Genomic DNA, 17,627 nt, shown 5'->3' with positions numbered 1-17,627 from the left:
ACTATTGAACCTGCCATAATGCAGGGACATTGGATGGTTCCCACCCAGGCAAGGAAGTGTGGGCCTGCAAACATTTATATGTCTTGCCGCTATACGTGACCAGCTGTCCTACAGTATAGGCTGTATTCGCCTGCCAGGCGGAAACGCCCGGGTTCGTCGTTCCTGCTGTTGTTTTCACGGTCACCGCATTGCTCGCAGCAGAAACATTCCCCGCCGCATCCTTTGCTTTTACCGTAAATGTATACGAGGTATCCGCAGCAAGCCCGCTGATCGTTGCTGTCGTTCCGGTCACGGATGTCGCAAGTGTCGTTCCATTGTACACATCATAACCCGTTACACCCACGTTATCCGTGGATGCCGCCCAGCTCAGCGTTATGCTGGATGTCGTTTGCGCCGTTGATACCAGGTTCGTTGGTGCAGATGGCGCTTGCGTATCACCTCCCGGCGAAGTGGCAGTGCTTACAGTTACAGCATTACTGGCTGCAGACAGATTGCCTGCCGCATCTTTTGCTTTGATCGTGAAGGTATAAGAAGTCCCTGCGGTAAGTCCGCTAATTGTTGCTGTTGTTCCGGTGACGGATGTTGCAAGATTATTGCCATTATAGACGTTATAACTGGTAACCCCTACATTATCCGTTGAAGCATTCCAAGCCAGCGTCACCGAGTTTGCCGTCACGCCTGTCGAACGGGCATTTCCCGGTACACTTGGCGCCGTCGTATCTGCAGGAGGTACTGTGCCTCCAGTAGGCAGATCGGCTTTCAGTTTATTTTGGAGTGTTTTATTTCGGTCACCGCTAAGCTCCCAGAACATCGCACCGCCGAGTCCTTTGCTCTTGATATAAGTCGTTTTATATCCTACAGACTCCGCATCATCATAGCTGATAAAACGTTTGTTGGTCGCGTTATAGAGATATGGCACCTTGGCCGTATCATTCCAGTAACGCGTGTACCCGTTTTTGTTAATGTAATTGGTCTCCAGATCATAGAAATCAAAGGAGCCTGCTTCCCAAGTTCCAACGGAAGAACCTCCCGCGCAGGTCTGATACTGACCATTGCCCGCCTGTGCGCATCCATCCCAGCCGCGGCCGTAGAATGGAACACCAAGCACAAGTTTGGCGGCCGGTACCCCAGCATTCAGATGCCCTTGCGCTCCGGCAGCTACGTTAAATGTATTGGCATCCGGCACCCCAGCAGCTGAAGCCGCAGGATCATAGTTCAACGGCGCGTTATGCGCGCTGACTTTTTGCCAAGCCCCGTTAAAATCATATGTCATAATGTTAATCCAGTCGACGATGGCAGCTATATTGGCAAGCTCTGTATTCGCAGCATAGGTCGTCGATGCACCGCTTGCAATCGTAAGCAGATACTTCTTGCCGTCCACAGCTCCGGCAGCATCCAGCTTCTCACGAATTTTGCTCAGAAGCAGTGTGTAATTCTGCTTATCCTCAGGACGTTTGCTGTTACCATCAAGTCCGCCTGATACCGGATACTCCCAGTCCAGATCTACCCCGTCAAAATTGTATTTCCGCAGGAAATCGACGGCAGAGTTTGCAAATACCTCTCGCGTTGCAGCAGTCGCAGCTACATCGGAGAACCGGTTGGACCATGTCCATCCTCCCACAGAGATGATTGTCTTCAGGCTGGGATTGATCTGTTTCAGCTTGTTAAGCTGATTGATATTACCTGCAATGGGCTGATCCCACGTATCCCCTGCAAATGTCTTGCCGGTATCAATCCATGGATCGCCAAGCACGATCGTTCCATTTGGTACATTGATTGTCTGGCTCTTCTCATTCTGACACGTCCAGGTCACCGGGTTAGGGCCCGAAGGGTCCGGATTTCCATGAATACCATTCCAGCAAATATCGGCAAAAGCATAGTTGATATGCGTGACTTTGGTCGGGTCGATATCCGTTACATTATAGTTTCTCCCATACGCAGCCCAGGACGGGTAGTAACCAACAATTTTATAAGAATCTGCAGCTGCTGCCGTAGCGGGTTGGAGCACAAAAGAAGGAACAATGACGGATAAGAGCAGGGATAGACCCAGGAGAAACTTTGCGGTTTTTTTGAAAGCAGTGTGTTTATTTAAATGTATCATCTAATACACAACCTCCTTTGTCGTTTGCGTACTCAGCCCGTTCAGGAACGGACGATGTGCGCTCGAAAACTGGTTATTTGTATATGCGTCCCAGTTGATTGACCAGGTCATAATCCCTTTTATCCCCGCATAGCCCGTAGACTGGCGCAAAGTATAGGAACCGCCGTACGACACACCTTTGATTAGATAATTCAGTGCCTTCTGCAGATTGGCAGGCGTTGTATAACCACCTCCCGCAGCCTGCTGGGAAGCCGGTACGCCGATGGCAATCTGGTCCGGTCGTAAGGGGCTAAAGAAAGGGCCTGTGCTACCGCCTACATGAAAGCCTTGAAGCAACATCTCCGCCATAGCCACATGGAAATCAGCTGTTCCTTGAGCGTAAGAGCGTCCATCCAGACCCACCATGGAGCCCGTGTTATAGTGCTGCACATGAAGCAGGGTCAGGTCATTACGCAAGGCATGGATGACTGGCAGGTAAGCTCCCCAAGGACCGCCGTAGCTCAGATATCCACCCTGTACATAGGCCGTCTCCGGCGCAGCCGTCAGGATGAAATTGGCGCCGAAGTGTGACTTAACCGCTCTCACGCCTTGGATGAGGTTAACAATTTTCGGTGTAGTTGGACTACGGAAATCGGTATCCCCTGCATTCAGAGACAGGGAGCTTCCTTCCAGATCGATATCTAGACCATTGAAACCATACGTGGAAATGATTGATTTTAACGAATCTTCGAACTGCTGTCTCTTGGTCGCGTCGGTGAGCTCAATGGTACCGTTGGCTCCCCCCATGGAAAGCAGTACTTTTTTCCCCTGGCTTTGCAGATAGGCAATATCGGATTTGAATTCGGCTACCGTTGCATTGTATGGAGTAAAAGCAAGCGTTCCGCTGCCATGTGAAATCGGTTCGGCAAAGGAGACATTAATGACGTCATAGGCTGTTGATACGTTACGAAGTCTGATATTGGTTGAACCATTATCGAAGTTATGCCAGTAGCCGATCAGCCATTTGCCGCTGGTTGGCCCCGGATTGGATGATCCATTGGAAGTTGTCACACTGAGGGAGGTGCTCGCAGCGGATATATTGCCTGCGGCATCTTTGGCTTTTACCGTAAAAGCATAAGTCGTGCTGGCTGTCAGTCCCGTGACTACAGCTGTTGTAGTTGAAGTACTTGTCACAAAAACGCCGTTCCGATACACCTCATACCCCGCTACGCCCACATTATCCGTGGATGCATTCCAGGAAAGACTCACAGAGGTGTTCGTGATGGAGAATGAAGTCAGACCCGCAGGAACAGAAGGTGGTGCCGTATCTGGCGTTGGCGTTTCCCCTCCTGAACCTTCCCCGACGTGTTTCCACAACGCGGGCACAACAGAGGGCTCCCATCCGGTCAACGCCGTGTGTGCCTGAATACACTCATAATCTTTATTTTGATATGTTACGAGGTCTCCTTTCTTGTATGCGGTGCCTGCCTGCCACTGGGCGGCGGCATCAGCTCTCGGTGCAAACCACGAAATAAGTAGAAGAAATGCCAAAGCAAATGTAATGACCGGGCGGAATCGAACAGCTTGATTCAAGCAAAATCCCTCCTGTACTAAGGATACGTTCACCTCGCAAACAAAACTTCAATAGTCCACCTGCATCTGATCTGTGATCGATTAGAGCCAGCCTCATTCAGCCATCTGATGTTGCGTGTCACTTCACTCCCTTCCCTTACCAAAATGGACCTTCCCTCTCGTGTTCTTTTTTTTGCAGGCACCATCCAAATTTTACAGGGAATTTACAGATCCTCACCCTGTATTTAATCAGTAAAATGCAAAAGAGATAAGGGATAAAATAGTTCTATTGGGGGCGAAAAATGTAATATAGCGCACAAAAAAGGTTTTCTTTCAACTCCTTAGGAGACTTGAAAGAAAACCTGTGTTAGATATTGCGCAGAGAAGAGGGCGTGTCTTACCGCCGCTACTCCCCTTCCCCTTCAAAAGGCTGCCATTCATCCACGCCGGACAGAATCAGAGGTACAGTGTACTCGGCCGCTTCCTGTTCGGTCAGTATTTTGGACCAAGGCACACGATCAGCAGCACTTCCGGCACCAGGCCCGGCGCTGTTGTATTCCGCATACTGAACGGTCTGCTCTGCATCTGTCTTGTTCCAGTTGTGCCATCCCTCCCGCTTCACATGAGCGCCGATCCAGCAGTTCAGAAAACAGACTTTGGCATGATGACGCCACGGTCTGCCCAGATACACCGACTGCGGCGGAGCATTGCTGGTCAGATCACAGTCCAGAAATACATAGCCGTAACGCACATCCTCCGGCGTAGAGGCTGCCGTAATCCAACCGTTCACTTGTCCGTCCGCAGCCTCTGCTTCAGTCAGGCGATTCTTCGTAAAGATCTCGCAGCCCTTAAACACCACCGTAGCCGAGCCAAAAATAAAATCGATATCACCTTCGATGTAACAGTCCTCGAAATACTGCCGCAGTTTGCGCCGCTCAGCACCATCGCGTGGCCCGCCAAAATAACTGCGATCCATGGGCTGCTCCGGCAGCGGGCCGGTGAAGATTGTATCCTGGTGACCGATCAAACGACAGCGGCGAAAGGCAGCCCGGTCTCCATCCACATAAACGGCCAGCGCCTGACCAACTTGCTTACCCGGCCCAGCAGCATTTACGAAGGAAATCCCCTCTGCCGTGAAATCATCAGCACCAATGAAAGCCGTATAGGAATGAAACGTATGATATGGCGACCCATCCGGGAACTTCTTGAGTGCATGATCATCATACGTAATGATCGTCTGCTCCGCCCCTTCACCAATCAGGTGGATGCCCGGCTTCTCCATATGCAGCTTCTCATGATAGACACCAGCCTTCACTCGAATTGGAACGATTCCGATGCCATTCTCCGGCAGCGCATCAACTGCGGCCTGAATCGTCACATAATCCCCTGTCCCATCTGAAGCAACAGTCAGACAGGGAGCTGATGATTCCAATGCTGTATTTGGCAATCTCTGCTGCGTCATGGCAGTCGCTCCATTTCCAGTGCTGCCAGAAGGAGAGGGGCCATTCCCATAAAGGAATCGCTTACAACTGCTTCGTTTACATAGTAGCTGTACGAGCCATCCCGGTCCAGACTTAGTCCTGCGCCATGACAGATCCCGTTTAACCGAACGCCGTCAGTCATCTCCTCCACTAACCTGGAGGAAAGTCCCTGCCATCCTTTCTCCGCCGCAGCTCTGAAATGCGGCTCAAGATATCTCAGCCGCACACCCTTCGCAAGTGCATATACAAACATGCTTGACCCGGATGCTTCTAGATAGTTGCCTTTGCGGAAGCCCTGATCGAGCACCTGGAACCATAACCCGCTCTCCTGCTCCTGCACGCGTACCAAAGCATGGCACATCCGTTCGAAGATACCGATGATGGTGCCGCGCTTTGGATGATTCACGGGGAAATGCTCCACACTGTCCACAATCGCCATGGCATACCAGCCCATCGCCCGGCTCCAGAAGTGTGGCGAGCACCCTGTCGATGAATCTGCCCAGACCTGTTCCTTCGATTCATCCCAGCCATGATAGAGCAGTCCGGTCCGAGGATCACGGGTCTGGCGTTCGATCAGCAAAATCTGATGTGCTACTTCATCCCATAACTCGGGTTGATGAAATGTCTTCGCATACTCGGACAGAAAGGGAGAGGACATATACAGGCCGTCCAGCCACATCTGGAATGGATAGATTTTTTTGTGCCAGAAGCCGCCTTCCGACGTGCGGGGTTGCCCCGCGAGCTGTGCTGCCAAGAGATGCGCCGCTTCTGCGTAACGCTGATCTTCTGCACCATCCAGTAATGCAAACAGGTTTTTCCCCTGATTAATCTGATCCAAATTATATTCTTCCAACGTATACGTGCCAATAGAGCCGTCGGACTGGATATACAGATCCATATGTTTTTTCATAAAATCAACATACTCTTGCTTGCCATAATACTGCCCGGTTCGTGCCATCGCCATCAAGGTCATGCCTTCCACGTATGCCCATCGTCCCGAAGGGAACGCATGATAACCGTCCCCGTTACATTGCTGGATGATCGTTGCTGCAATTCGCTCAGACCAGGATAACTGTGTCTGTACCTGCATAAGCAATTCCTCCTTGAATGTTGTACTCACCTAATAGATGTATGACTAACGGCTGTTGAATTGCGAAGGTTCAGCTTAGGCTGAATAACTACCGGAACATCGACCTGTTCATCACGGATTAACGATACGATCAGCTCTGCTGCCTGCACGGCCAGTTCATCCAGAGACGGGCCAATCGTTGTCAAGGCTACTTCCGCATACTGCATATCCGGCAGATCATCATACCCAATTAACGAGATATCGCGTGGAACACTGTAACCTGCCTCAAGCAAAGCCCGAAGCGCCCCTCGGGTGACCAGATTGTTCAGTCCAATAAAAGCTGTTGGCGACTCCGGCCCAAACGCATGATTACGTATGGCAAAATACCCGTCCTCCCAAGAGGAATACGCTGGCAGCACATGATCTTCGTTAAAAGCCAGACCCGTACGTTGCAACGCTTCCCGGTATCCCTCCAGTTTGACGTGCTGGGAGTTGCCGATGAATCCGATTCGGCTGTGGCCCAGCGATTTCAGATGCTCCACTGCTTTGAACAGCCCTTCTTTGCGATCAATCTTGATGTAAGGAGAGTTCGGCGCTTCATCTGTACCGAGCACAAAACATGGCATGTTGAGTGTGGCGAACTTTTTCCAGAACATCTCCCGATTGTCCAATGCATAATCCCACAGAATACATCCGTCCACGCGCAGCTGGCTGAAGACATCCACACCATCATCCGCCACAACCAGGATCATCTGATATCCCCGCTTCTTCAGCTCGGTGTGCAGACGGCCGGAGATGTTCGAGAATAACGGATTGCTCAGCTCATCCAGCACAAAACCGATAATGTTGCTCCTGCCGGTGGAGAGTTGCCGGGCCAGCATGTTTTTTCGATACTGATGTTTCTCAGCGACCGCAAGCACCTTCTGCTTTGTTGCCGGTTTGATTCGGGGATCATCATTCAGCGCCTTCGATACCGTGCTATAGCTCACCCCCGCCAGTTTGGCAATGTCTTTAATGGTTATCAAAATCAATCAACACCTCTCATACGCCTGAAACCCTAATTTTCTATTTCTGTGCAGCCTTATAACGATCATATTGTGCCTGTCTGCCTGCAATAACCTGCTCTATATTCATCTTCTTCAACGTCTCAATATAACTGTCAAACTGGTCCAGACTGGCGTCACCGCTAATAAACTTGAAGTTCATCTCTTCCACATATGTGGTGATGTCAGGCATCGCCATGCTCTCCACACTCGCTTCATCCGGCAGGGCATAGACAAACGGGAACGGTTCGCGCACATACGGCTCCAGTTCCTTATCCATCTTTGCATGCCAAGGGGCTACGACGGAATCAGCAGAATCGGTCGATTGGATGTTCGGCAGATTTACCGGACCAATGCCGAGCTTCTGAATGTATTCATTGTCCTTGCCTTTGTCCGTAAATGTCTTCACGCCATTCTCTTCCGTATACGTGTCATCCTTGATGCCCCACGTATAATACGTCTGTGCCTCTTCACTTACCGCATAATCCAGGAAGCGGAAAGCCAGCTCCGGATTTTTGCTGTCCCGCGTGATGCCGAAGATGCCGCTAACCGGGGTACGACCGATGTAGAACTGATCGCCTTGCGGTCCTTTTAGTGGCAAAATGCCTTTGATGATTGGCTCTTCCGGATTGTAATCCTTGAACAACGGGCTGTAGACCATCGACATGTACCAGCTAAAATTAAACGTTGCGCCCGTCACATCCTGAGAGATGCGCGATGTGACCTGATCACTCGTGGTACTCGCATAATCCACCCCAAGCAGACCTTCCTTGTACAGTCCGTTCAGATAGGTCAGGTACTCCTTGTACGCCGGCTCATAATAGCTGAAATGTACCTTGCCCTGATCGTCTGCATAAAACTGATTGGACAGATCAAGTCCAAATGCCGGGCCAAAGGCCATGGACACAAATTTGGCTTCCATGGACAGCGGAATCTCATCGGCTTTTCCGTTGCCGTTCGGGTCAGCTGTCTTGAACTTGCGCAACATCGCCGTAAACTCATCCAGCGTAGTCGGCTCGCTTAATCCCAGCTTATCAAGCCAGCGCACATTGACCATAAATACCGGCATGTAGTTGCGGGTTAACGTCTGCTGCGGAATATAATACATTTTACCATCTGGCGTCGTTAAACTGGCTTTAACTGAAGGGGACTTTTCATATATTTTTTTGAGATTCACGCCGTACTTTTCTACCAGCTCGTCAATCGGGATAAACAGGCCGCTATTGATGTACTTCATCAATTGATCCTGATCCGGCAGGTATACGATATCGGGCAAGCCCGTACCGGCAGCCAGCCTCGGATTTACGGCATCCGCATAGTTCTGCGGCGGAATTAGATCCCAATCCACCGTAACACCGGCATTTCCTTCGATTTTCTTAACGATCGCTGCGGTGGACAAATCCACGTTCGTCGTCCAGGCGTTGGTGCCGAGAATAGACAGCTTGGCATCCGGTTGATCCGTTACCGGCCCTGCCCCGGTATAGTTGAAAGCTGGCTCCGAACTGGACGGGGTGCTCCCCGCATCGGTTCCCGCCCCTGTTCCACCGCTGCATCCCGCCAGGCTGATTGCCAGTATCGCTGCCACTACACTTTTTCTTCCTGCCCCTTTAAATCTCATCCATCATTCCTCCTTAGGTATGAACCATTTTGAACTCCCTTGAATGACATGACACTTAAGTAAGTAAAGCTATCCTTTCACGGCTCCGAGGGTGATCCCCTTAACGAAGTACCGTTGGATAAACGGGTAGATCGTAACAATAGGCAGAATGCTGACTACAATGGATACATAACGAACCTGAAGGGTGGATACCGCCAGCGCACCGGATGTCATCGTGCCGCCCATCTTCTGCATCACTTCCGGCGAAGCCATGATCAGCACCCTTCGCAGGAACATCTGTAAGGGCTGCATATCCTGTTTGCCCAGATATAACAGGGCCGAGAAAAAGTTGTTCCAGTGGAATACCGCATAGTACAGCGTGAGCACAGCCAGTGTTGGCTTGATGATGGGAACCGCCAGACGATACAGCATCGTCATCTCGTTGGCCCCGTCTATACTGGCACTTTCGAATATTTCATTCGGAATACCTTCGAACGCTGAGCGGCAGATCATGACGTTAAACGTAATCACCAGCACAGGCAGCACCATAACCCAGCGGGTGTTGTACAGCCCAAGCGAGGTAATCAGCATGTAGACCGGAATGAGTCCACCCGAGAAATACATGGTGAAAGCGATGAAGAAATTCAGCTTGCGTCGTAAGAAAAACTGCTGTCTGGATAATGGAAACGCCGCAAGACATGTTGCCACAATGTTTAACAGTGTGCCTACCACGGTGTACCAGAGGGTGTTGTAGAACGAAACCCATAACTCCTTGTATTGCAGTACCATTTGGTAACCTGACAGGGTAAACCCAACGGGCCACAATACCACTTTTTGTTTGTCGATGGCATCCACCGAGCTGAATGAAATACTAATGACGTACAGAAAGGGATACAACGTGATAACAACCGCCAGTATGGTCAGCAGGTAGACACATCCGTAGAACAAACGGTCACTTCTCGATTTTTGCATACAGGTCTCCTTTGGTCCGGGTTATAGTCTTACCAGAGTGACATCTTGGTCAGGCGGCGGGTCATGGAATTGGCAGCAAAAACAAGGATAAAGGTGATGATCGAGTTGAACAGGCCGACCGCTGTGGCGAAGCCGTAATTCTGGCCCTCAATCCCCATCCGGTATACATAGGTGGACAGGACATCAGCTGTTTCGTAGGTGGCTCCGTTGTAGAGCAGATATACTTTCTCGAAACCTACACTCATAATGCCGCCAAGCGACAGAAGCAGAAGAATGACAATGGTTGGTTTGATACTCGGAAGGGTCAGGTGCCATAGCTCCTGGAATTTGTTGACGCCATCAATTTTGCCGGAATCATACATCTCGGGGTCGATCCCCATAATGGCCGCAATGTAGATGATGGAGCTGAAGCCAAAGCTCTGCCAGATGTCGGAACTTGTGAAGATGGTACGGAACCAGCTGGCATCCATCATGAAATTCACTTTTTCCATGCCAAGACTCGCGATGAGGGTGTTCACAATACCGTCTGTTGGTGACAGGAAGTTAATAATCATGCCGGCTACAACAACAGTGGAGATGAAGTGAGGAAGGTACGTAACCGTCTGGGCAAATCGCTTGAATGTCCGGTTCTTGATTTCCACGATGCAGACAGCGAATAAAATCGGAATGGAGAAACCAAACAGGAGCGGCAGGAAGGCGAGCAAAAATGTGTTACGCAGCAGTCGCCAGAAGTAAATGGAATTCACGAACTGTTCGAACCAGCGCAGTCCCACCCACTCCCCACTGAGCATGCCCTGCCCCGGCAAGAAATTGCGAAATGCCAACAGCACGCCAGGCATCGGAAGGTACATGAAGATAAGGTAATACAGAAAGATAGGCGAAAACATCAGTAGCAAATACTTATCCCGTCTGATCAGGCTGAACAGCGTGGACATGCGTTTTTTCAACGTAAAACACTCCCCTTCGCTACATAATTACAACGTTTGAATTTTTGATTAAAAAGGAACTGTCATTTCACTGACGTATTTGTTATTCATTTCATTCACATTTTGTAACAACCTATATTATTCTGCATAAGAACAAGATATTAGCTTGAATTAGTCCTCCTCACACCGTATTTCTTTCTTTTCAACACTTGCCATAACCATAATTACAACGTTGTAATTTTAACTTAAATGTATACGCTTACATAAACTTTTTCCCATCTTAGCAAAGTCTTCAATGTTTGGCAACAACAAAAATCAGTGGCATGTTGTAACGTACTAAAATACAGTCTCGCATATGCGAGACTGCCCGTTAAAATCTAAATGTGATTCCGATATTCCATCGGTGTCATATCATACACTCGCTGAAAGGCTCTGTAAAACTGACTGACGCTGGAAAACCCCAGTTCATAACTGATTGTGGTCACTGAATCTGTTGTATGGCGAAGCCTCTTGGACGCTTCTTCTACGCGCAATTTCAGCAAATATTGATACGGTGTTGTTCCCGTAAGAGCTTTGAAAGAACGCATAAAATGATACCGGCTCTGATGCGCAACCATCGCCATCGAATCAATATCCATTGGGCTTGTATAGGCACTGTTAATGTAATCCAACACTCGTTGGAGATGAGGGTCAATGAATGTACCGTGATCCACAGTCCCTTTACCATTTTCCTGCCCCGTCAACATACGTCTTAGATACGTCTCGATCGCCAGTTCTGTTTCCTGCACTTGCAGCATTTCGGGCACATCATCTAACAAAATAAGATTCCAGCCACGAAACAGACTGTTTATCTCAGCAGGATCAAATGTCTGGGTAGGTCGAAAATCAGCTCGTTCCCCACTTAACTCCGCACCTTCGAAACTGCCTAATGGCGGTTTACGGAACTTGATCACAATGACAGCCGAATCCGACCCTATCTCAAAATAATGCTCAGTCTGGGGATGAGCAATAATCCCTATGCCTGCTTTTAGCGGGTATGCCTGCCGTTCCTGTACCAGATGACATTGGCCTCTGACCGGCAGCGTTAGCTGATACCAGTCGTCATGTACATGCGGCTCATTCGCAAACCCTCCGGTAGCTTTCCATAATTCCAACCCATTTAGCGTCATGTTTAATTCCATCGTTTGCTCACCTGCAGACATTATAGCAAATCGTGCTCACTTTCCAAGCACTTTTCACAAAGACATGATCTGCCCCCATCTTTTATCATAGAAAAAAATAATTCGAGGTGATCTCCCATGGCTCAGGCCACTTTAAGCAAAATGCAAATCAACTCCTCCGCCAATTGGGCACTTGCCGGAGTCAGCTTCGCCCATCTGCTGAATGATGCGATGCAGACAGTGGTTCCATCTGCTTTCCCACTATTCCAGCAGACCATGCAGCTCAGCTTCGCCCAGATGGGCTGGATTGCTTTCACCCTGAATATTACCGCATCCGTCCTTCAGCCACTGGTCGGTTATATGTCAGACCGCAAGCCCATGCCGATCCTGCTTCCCGGAGGCATGTTATTCTCCCTGATCGGTGTTCTCGGCTTAGCCTTGTCTTCCGAGTTATGGATGCTGCTTGTTGCGGCAGCATTGATTGGCATAGGCTCGTCCATCCTCCACCCCGAATCCTCACGCGTGGCTCATATGGCAGCCGGCCGTGGACGCGGAATGGCGCAGTCGATCTTCCAGGTGGGAGGCAACACAGGACAGGCTATTGCTCCATTACTGGTCGCCTTCATCCTGCTGCCACATGGGCAGCGTAGTTTTCTATGGCTGATGGGCTTTGCCCTGATCGGCATCTTCATTCAGTCTTTTGTCAGTCGTTGGTACAGAGACAAACTTGCCGAGACTCGCATTCGTCAGCAACCACCTCTAAAATCAAGCGGCGCAGAGCCAGCAGCTCGGCCTGTGAGCAGGGGATTCATCGCATTTACAATGGGAATTCTCATCCTGCTGCTGTTCTCCAAATTCGTATATATTGCAGGCATGACCGGGTACTACGCCTTCTATTATGCCGATGCATATGACTTGCCTCTCTCCCAGGCACAGATCTGTCTGTTTATTTTGCAATTTGCAGGCATGGTCGGAACCTTGCTTGGTGGACCACTCGCTGACCGATACGGACGCAAACCGATGATCTGGTTCTCCATTGCAGGTACTGCACCGTTTTCCCTGTTGCTACCTTATGCAGGGCCCGTCTTGTCCATGGTGTTGTGTGGAATGATTGGACTCATCCTGATGTCCGGTTTCAGCGTCATCATTGTTTATGCGCAGGAACTGCTTCCTCGTCATATTGGTACGGTATCCGGGTTATTTTTTGGCCTGTCGTTCGGCATGGCTGGACTTGGCTCGGTTGTGCTGGGGTCCTTAATTGACGTGACCAGCATTTCGTTTGTTATCAAGTTATGTTCGTTTTTGCCACTGCTTGGTGTGTGTGCTGTATTTCTGCGCAGGGACCAACCAAGAACAGTGTGATAACCGTTGAAACCTCACTGATTTTGTGACTACAATACACCTAGGACACTCGAGGATAACAGGAGGAAGGAATAACCCATGATAATTGATGTACAGCATGTCACTTGGAAAAGGGGACCTCTTACCCTGCTGAATGATGTAAGCTGGCAGGTTAAAGACGGTGAACACTGGGCGTTGCTTGGCCTGAATGGCTCCGGCAAAACAACACTCCTGAACATGATCACCGGGTATCTCTGGCCGACCGAAGGCAAGATATCCGTGTTAGGCCATGAATATGGGGATGTGGATCTGAGGCAGCTTCGCAAATCCATCGGCTGGGTCAGTTCATCTCTGCAAGAGAAATTGTACGGCACGGATCGCACACAGTATGTCGTGATCAGCGGCAAACATGCCACCATTGGCCTGTATGACAAGCTGTCAGATGATGATCTGGATCAAGCAAAACAATTAATGCAAACGCTGGGCTGTCAGCACCTGTGGGATCGGGAATATCGTACCTGTTCTCAAGGCGAGAAACAGAAACTCCTTATTGCCCGAGCACTCATGGCCAATCCACGCGTACTCATTCTGGACGAGCCTTGCAATGGACTGGATCTGTTCTCAAGGGAGCGACTGCTGGACAGCATCCGTGAACTATCACAGCGTCCAGATACCCCTTCGCTCATCTACGTCACCCATCATACCGAGGAAATATTGCCCGTGTTTAGTCACAGTCTCTTGCTACGCAGGGGTGAAATCGTGAATAGCGGATTAACTAGCGAGCTGATGAACACCGAAGTGCTGAGCAACTTCTTCGAGGCACCTGTGGAAGTGGATCGGCACGGGGATCGTGTCTATGTCAGAGCAGCGGCGGATTCATAATCGCATGGTTATACACAGCAAACGTAACATAGGTGAAGAAACTTAACAGTAAAAGCCCAATATCTTATCCACATGTGGATAGATTTCGGGCTTTTAACTGCTATATCTAGTGTTATCCACCGTTTTCTGTGTAGAACTTTCTAATTTATGAGTATAACTTAGTTATGTCCTTCTATTTATCTATATTCTTCTCCACGATCTATTTCCGGGCTGCCAGGAACAGAAACAATGGAATACGCTGCCTGCGCAGATAGGTTTCCTCGTTTACAAAATAAGCACGTTGTGGTGCTGACTCGCGCAAATGTTCTACACGGAATCCTGCCCGCTGCAATGCCATAAAGTATGATTCAATGGAACGATGCATCTTTTTCACAGAACCGCCCAGCCACTGCTGCTCACGGAATCCTTCCACAAAATACTGATCAACCACCCAATCCGTTCGCGTCCCGGAAGGTTGCAGTGTGGACGTGATCACAGGATGTTCTACCGAAAATATGAATGTGCCATTTTCATTTAACGTGTTATATATCTTGTGGAATAGGCTCTCCACATCCTCAATGTAGTGAACAGCCAGTCGGGATATAACCAGATCGTATGTACCTACCGGATAGGTCCAGTCTTCCATGAATGCCTGTTCAATCTGTGCATTCAATCCTTTTACTGATTCGTTAGCTGCCTGAATCATATTTACCGAACCCTCAATCCCCGTATACGTCGCACCTTCGTGCTCCCCACTCAGCAATTCTACGCCAAACCTCGCATCCCCGCAGCCAAGATCCAGTATGCTCTTGCCCGCAACGTCTCCGATCAGCTCTAGCATCACGGGTTTCTCTAACGTATCATTGGCATTCTCCTGCCACTGGCGGCGTTCCATATACTTCTCAAAGTTTTCCTCATTATCGTAAAAATCAGGTCCCCTGTAGCCCATTCCACACGCCTCCGTTTCCTTTATGCAACGTTCAATATGTACAGCCTGAAAGAGTATACATAATGCCAACCAATCTTTCCATAGTAAAAAAGACTGCCTTCTGAACGAATCCAGAAAACAGCCCTTCATTTATAAGTTGATGTTTCTCAGCCAAAACGCTGCGTTTTGTACCATTTGGTTTCTCTCCGGAATAGCTTATCTCCAATAAGCGAGATAAATGCTTTGACGGATATGACCAGAAATAACTGGGCATATGTGAAATAGGAGAGGCAGGCCACAATAAAATTCTGCGTATTGCTTTGCCCAATATCTGCTGAGAGTGCGAGATTAATTTGTAGTACATAAATGTAGTACATTAATGCCCATGCTATTACGAGATACACGTAAACATCCCCCGAGAACTGGAAGGGAGAAATGACATTCGGATTAAATAATGCAATAACCTGATACACTAGATTCGAGACAAAAATAATATCCGATACAATAATAGCGATCATAAACCAGAAATAACTTGCAGCATAGTACAGAACATGCAGTTTAATTCTCCAGCTAGTACGGTCAAATAAATGCTTCACATTGTCGATAACAACCTGGTAATTTCCCTTGGACCAGCGCTGGCGCTGTTTCATATATACCGATAATTGCTCAGGTTCCTGCTGGTAAGCCTCTGCTTGTGGCGCTAATGCAATAAGCTGACCCCGAGTAAGAATATCAAACGATACGGCCGTATCTTCCGTGATCGCATCAGGGTCCCATCCACCAATCTCACGGATCAGTGCTGCCTTGATAATATAGTTCGTACCAGGAATCGTGCCCAGTTTGAATAACTCCCATAACCCCGTATGGTGAACACGTTGGACCGTTACAAGTTCCAGATTAATGCAACGGGAGAGAAAATTCTGACCCCGATTACGAGCTTTGTTTCGACCAAATACAGCACCATACTTCTCCGGGTTTTCCAATGCTTTTTGTGTCAAAAACATCAATGCATTCCGCTCAGGCGCCGCATCTGCGTCATAGATACATATCCATTCTCCCCACGCCAGTTCAAGGCCATCATTCAAAGCTCCCGACTTCCCACCTGTACCGGTACGCTCCAGAATGGTAAAGTCACGATCTGCATAACTCGTCTTGGCCTTGAGTTCCTTCAGGCGCTCTGCTGTATTATCTGTACAATTATCTGCAATAACAATAACTTGAACTTTATGCTCAGGGTAGTTCAGACGCAATATATGCTCAACGGTAGACACGATAACTACCCCTTCATTATGCGCAGGCACCATGACAGTCACAGTGGGGTAATCATCCATACTTTCAGGAATTTGAATTCCCTTTTTTTCTTGTTTGTTAATGAAACGAATAGCTCCAGCCATAATGACAATCGACTCGGTGACGGATATCCAAATACTGAGGATGGACATCAACAGCAGGAAATCAGCCATTCAATTTCCTCCGATCATATTTCCTGTTAATTTTCCCTCGAAAACGAAGAGTCGCAAAGGTTAATATAAGAATCGTAATGGCAAAGAAACTGCTAACTACAATACATAATGGAACAAACCATGTTAAATAATTCACAGAAATACTCCTCCCCCATAGCATCTAGATGTATTCACCAATGAGATCTGTCTCTGTGTTCCGTTCCAGTGCCGCAATAACAGCATCGATATCCTCATACTTACTGAATTGTTCCTTCTGGAATACCAGTGCACCCGATCGAATAACCGTCTGCAACTCATTTCCCTTTTTATCGATGATTTGCAGATCCATCATGGCTTTTTTGATCCGTTGTGTCAGGATGGGCAAGTACTCCACATTGGTCATTGGACAGATAATCACAAAACGTCCTCGATCCACAAAAAATTTATAATCCTCAAACCGAATCTGCTTCTGTATGGTAGTGGATAGTTCAAGAAGGAACTGTGCATAACGTACGGAACCGAGAGATTCCAGTACCAACGGCAAAAACTCGATCTTGAACATCGCCATGCTGAATCCATATTGCTCCGAATAACGTCTGGCTAGATTACTTTGCTTAACAAGCGTATCCGCAAGTGCATCCTTATTGCCCAGAGAGGTATCCAGATCAATCTCCGGATTACGCTCCTGAAGCTCCTGCAGACGCTCCATGACACGCGCATTGCGCACAAGACTTGCCTTGATAAAAGCAGCCACAGCCACATTGGCTGGAATGAGCAGCCACCAAGAGAACGTAAGTACACTTACATCCGCGTAGGTAACAAGCCATACAAAATAAGAGACCAGATAGATAAATCCGGCGACGACAGATACCCCGACAGGTATCACAAAACCCAGGATCAGCGCTGCAAGCGACACAATGCTAAACACCACATCCAGTGTAGTATAACTCTGATTCATATAAATCTTAAGATAGACAACGAGCTGCTGGATTACGGCTAATCCAATCAAACTCGCATATCCCCATGCAATACGAAGGATGGGTGCTTTATTCCTCATAGGTTTCTTCTCTCCAGTAGATTGGTTAGTGATATTTCGAGTAAACAATATATGACATGAATAGACAAACATTATGTTAACACATAGTTGAATATATT

General features: G+C 48.6%; 14 protein-coding genes. 2 read left to right on the top strand and 12 right to left on the bottom strand.

All coding sequences use genetic code 11. The annotated features are described in order from the left end of the window. Position 1: 1 nt before the first annotated feature. The 9 genes from MKX68_RS12170 to MKX68_RS12130 form a co-directional block, all read right to left on the bottom strand. Positions 2-2,101, bottom strand: coding sequence for a glycosyl hydrolase family 18 protein (locus tag MKX68_RS12170; RefSeq protein WP_340911824.1), 2,100 nt, complete (start codon positions 2,099-2,101; stop codon positions 2-4). Continuing rightward, entirely contained in the window at positions 2,102-3,673 is a 1,572-nt protein-coding gene (locus tag MKX68_RS12165; protein ID WP_445671067.1) for a chitinase, read from the bottom strand. Positions 3,674-4,058: 385 nt separating this feature from the next. Beyond that, on the bottom strand, positions 4,059-5,114 hold the full coding sequence (locus MKX68_RS12160) for a pectinesterase family protein (RefSeq protein ID WP_340911822.1): 1,056 nt from the start codon (positions 5,112-5,114) through the stop codon (positions 4,059-4,061). Further along, a complete protein-coding gene (locus MKX68_RS12155; protein ID WP_340911820.1) occupies positions 5,111-6,223 on the bottom strand; it encodes a glycoside hydrolase family 88/105 protein in 1,113 nt (370 codons plus the stop codon). The genes MKX68_RS12160 and MKX68_RS12155 overlap by 4 nt, the downstream gene beginning before the upstream one ends. A gap of 26 nt (positions 6,224-6,249) precedes the next feature. Next, positions 6,250-7,227 carry a LacI family DNA-binding transcriptional regulator gene (locus MKX68_RS12150; protein WP_338589313.1) on the bottom strand — a complete coding sequence of 326 codons (978 nt, stop codon included), beginning with the start codon at positions 7,225-7,227 and terminating at the stop codon, positions 6,250-6,252. Between the two features lie 40 nt (positions 7,228-7,267). Further along, the gene (locus MKX68_RS12145; RefSeq protein WP_338589315.1) at positions 7,268-8,863 is read right to left on the bottom strand and encodes an extracellular solute-binding protein; all 1,596 of its coding nucleotides are present in this window, start codon (positions 8,861-8,863) and stop codon (positions 7,268-7,270) included. A 69-nt stretch (positions 8,864-8,932) separates the two neighbouring features. Further along, positions 8,933-9,814, bottom strand: coding sequence for a carbohydrate ABC transporter permease (locus tag MKX68_RS12140; RefSeq protein ID WP_338589317.1), 882 nt, complete (start codon positions 9,812-9,814; stop codon positions 8,933-8,935). Between the two features lie 29 nt (positions 9,815-9,843). Then, the gene (locus MKX68_RS12135; RefSeq protein ID WP_047841090.1) at positions 9,844-10,749 is read right to left on the bottom strand and encodes an ABC transporter permease; all 906 of its coding nucleotides are present in this window, start codon (positions 10,747-10,749) and stop codon (positions 9,844-9,846) included. A 368-nt stretch (positions 10,750-11,117) separates the two neighbouring features. Further along, on the bottom strand, positions 11,118-11,921 hold the full coding sequence (locus MKX68_RS12130; RefSeq protein ID WP_340911817.1) for an AraC family transcriptional regulator: 804 nt from the start codon (positions 11,919-11,921) through the stop codon (positions 11,118-11,120). Between the two features lie 117 nt (positions 11,922-12,038). Between MKX68_RS12130 and MKX68_RS12125 the strand changes: the two genes are divergently transcribed. Then, a complete protein-coding gene (locus MKX68_RS12125) occupies positions 12,039-13,262 on the top strand; it encodes an MFS transporter (protein ID WP_340911815.1) in 1,224 nt (407 codons plus the stop codon). A gap of 78 nt (positions 13,263-13,340) precedes the next feature. Then, positions 13,341-14,123: an ABC transporter ATP-binding protein gene (locus MKX68_RS12120; protein WP_340911813.1), complete on the top strand. Its 783-nt coding sequence runs from the start codon at positions 13,341-13,343 to the stop codon at positions 14,121-14,123. 199 nt (positions 14,124-14,322) lie between these two features. Here MKX68_RS12120 and MKX68_RS12115 read toward each other — a convergent pair whose 3' ends face one another. From MKX68_RS12115 to MKX68_RS12105, 3 genes are all read right to left on the bottom strand, one after another. Then, positions 14,323-15,051, bottom strand: coding sequence for a class I SAM-dependent DNA methyltransferase (locus MKX68_RS12115; RefSeq protein WP_340911810.1), 729 nt, complete (start codon positions 15,049-15,051; stop codon positions 14,323-14,325). A gap of 146 nt (positions 15,052-15,197) precedes the next feature. Continuing rightward, positions 15,198-16,493 (bottom strand): glycosyltransferase family 2 protein, encoded by a 1,296-nt coding sequence (locus tag MKX68_RS12110; protein ID WP_036612238.1) that lies wholly within the window; start codon positions 16,491-16,493, stop codon positions 15,198-15,200. Positions 16,494-16,653: 160 nt separating this feature from the next. After that, positions 16,654-17,529: a diguanylate cyclase domain-containing protein gene (locus tag MKX68_RS12105; protein ID WP_338589329.1), complete on the bottom strand. Its 876-nt coding sequence runs from the start codon at positions 17,527-17,529 to the stop codon at positions 16,654-16,656. Positions 17,530-17,627: the final 98 nt, after the last annotated feature.

The sequence above is a fragment of the Paenibacillus sp. FSL M8-0212 genome (assembly GCF_038004645.1).
GTDB lineage: Bacteria > Bacillota > Bacilli > Paenibacillales > Paenibacillaceae > Paenibacillus.
This window is presented reverse-complemented; position numbering and strand designations above follow the sequence as displayed.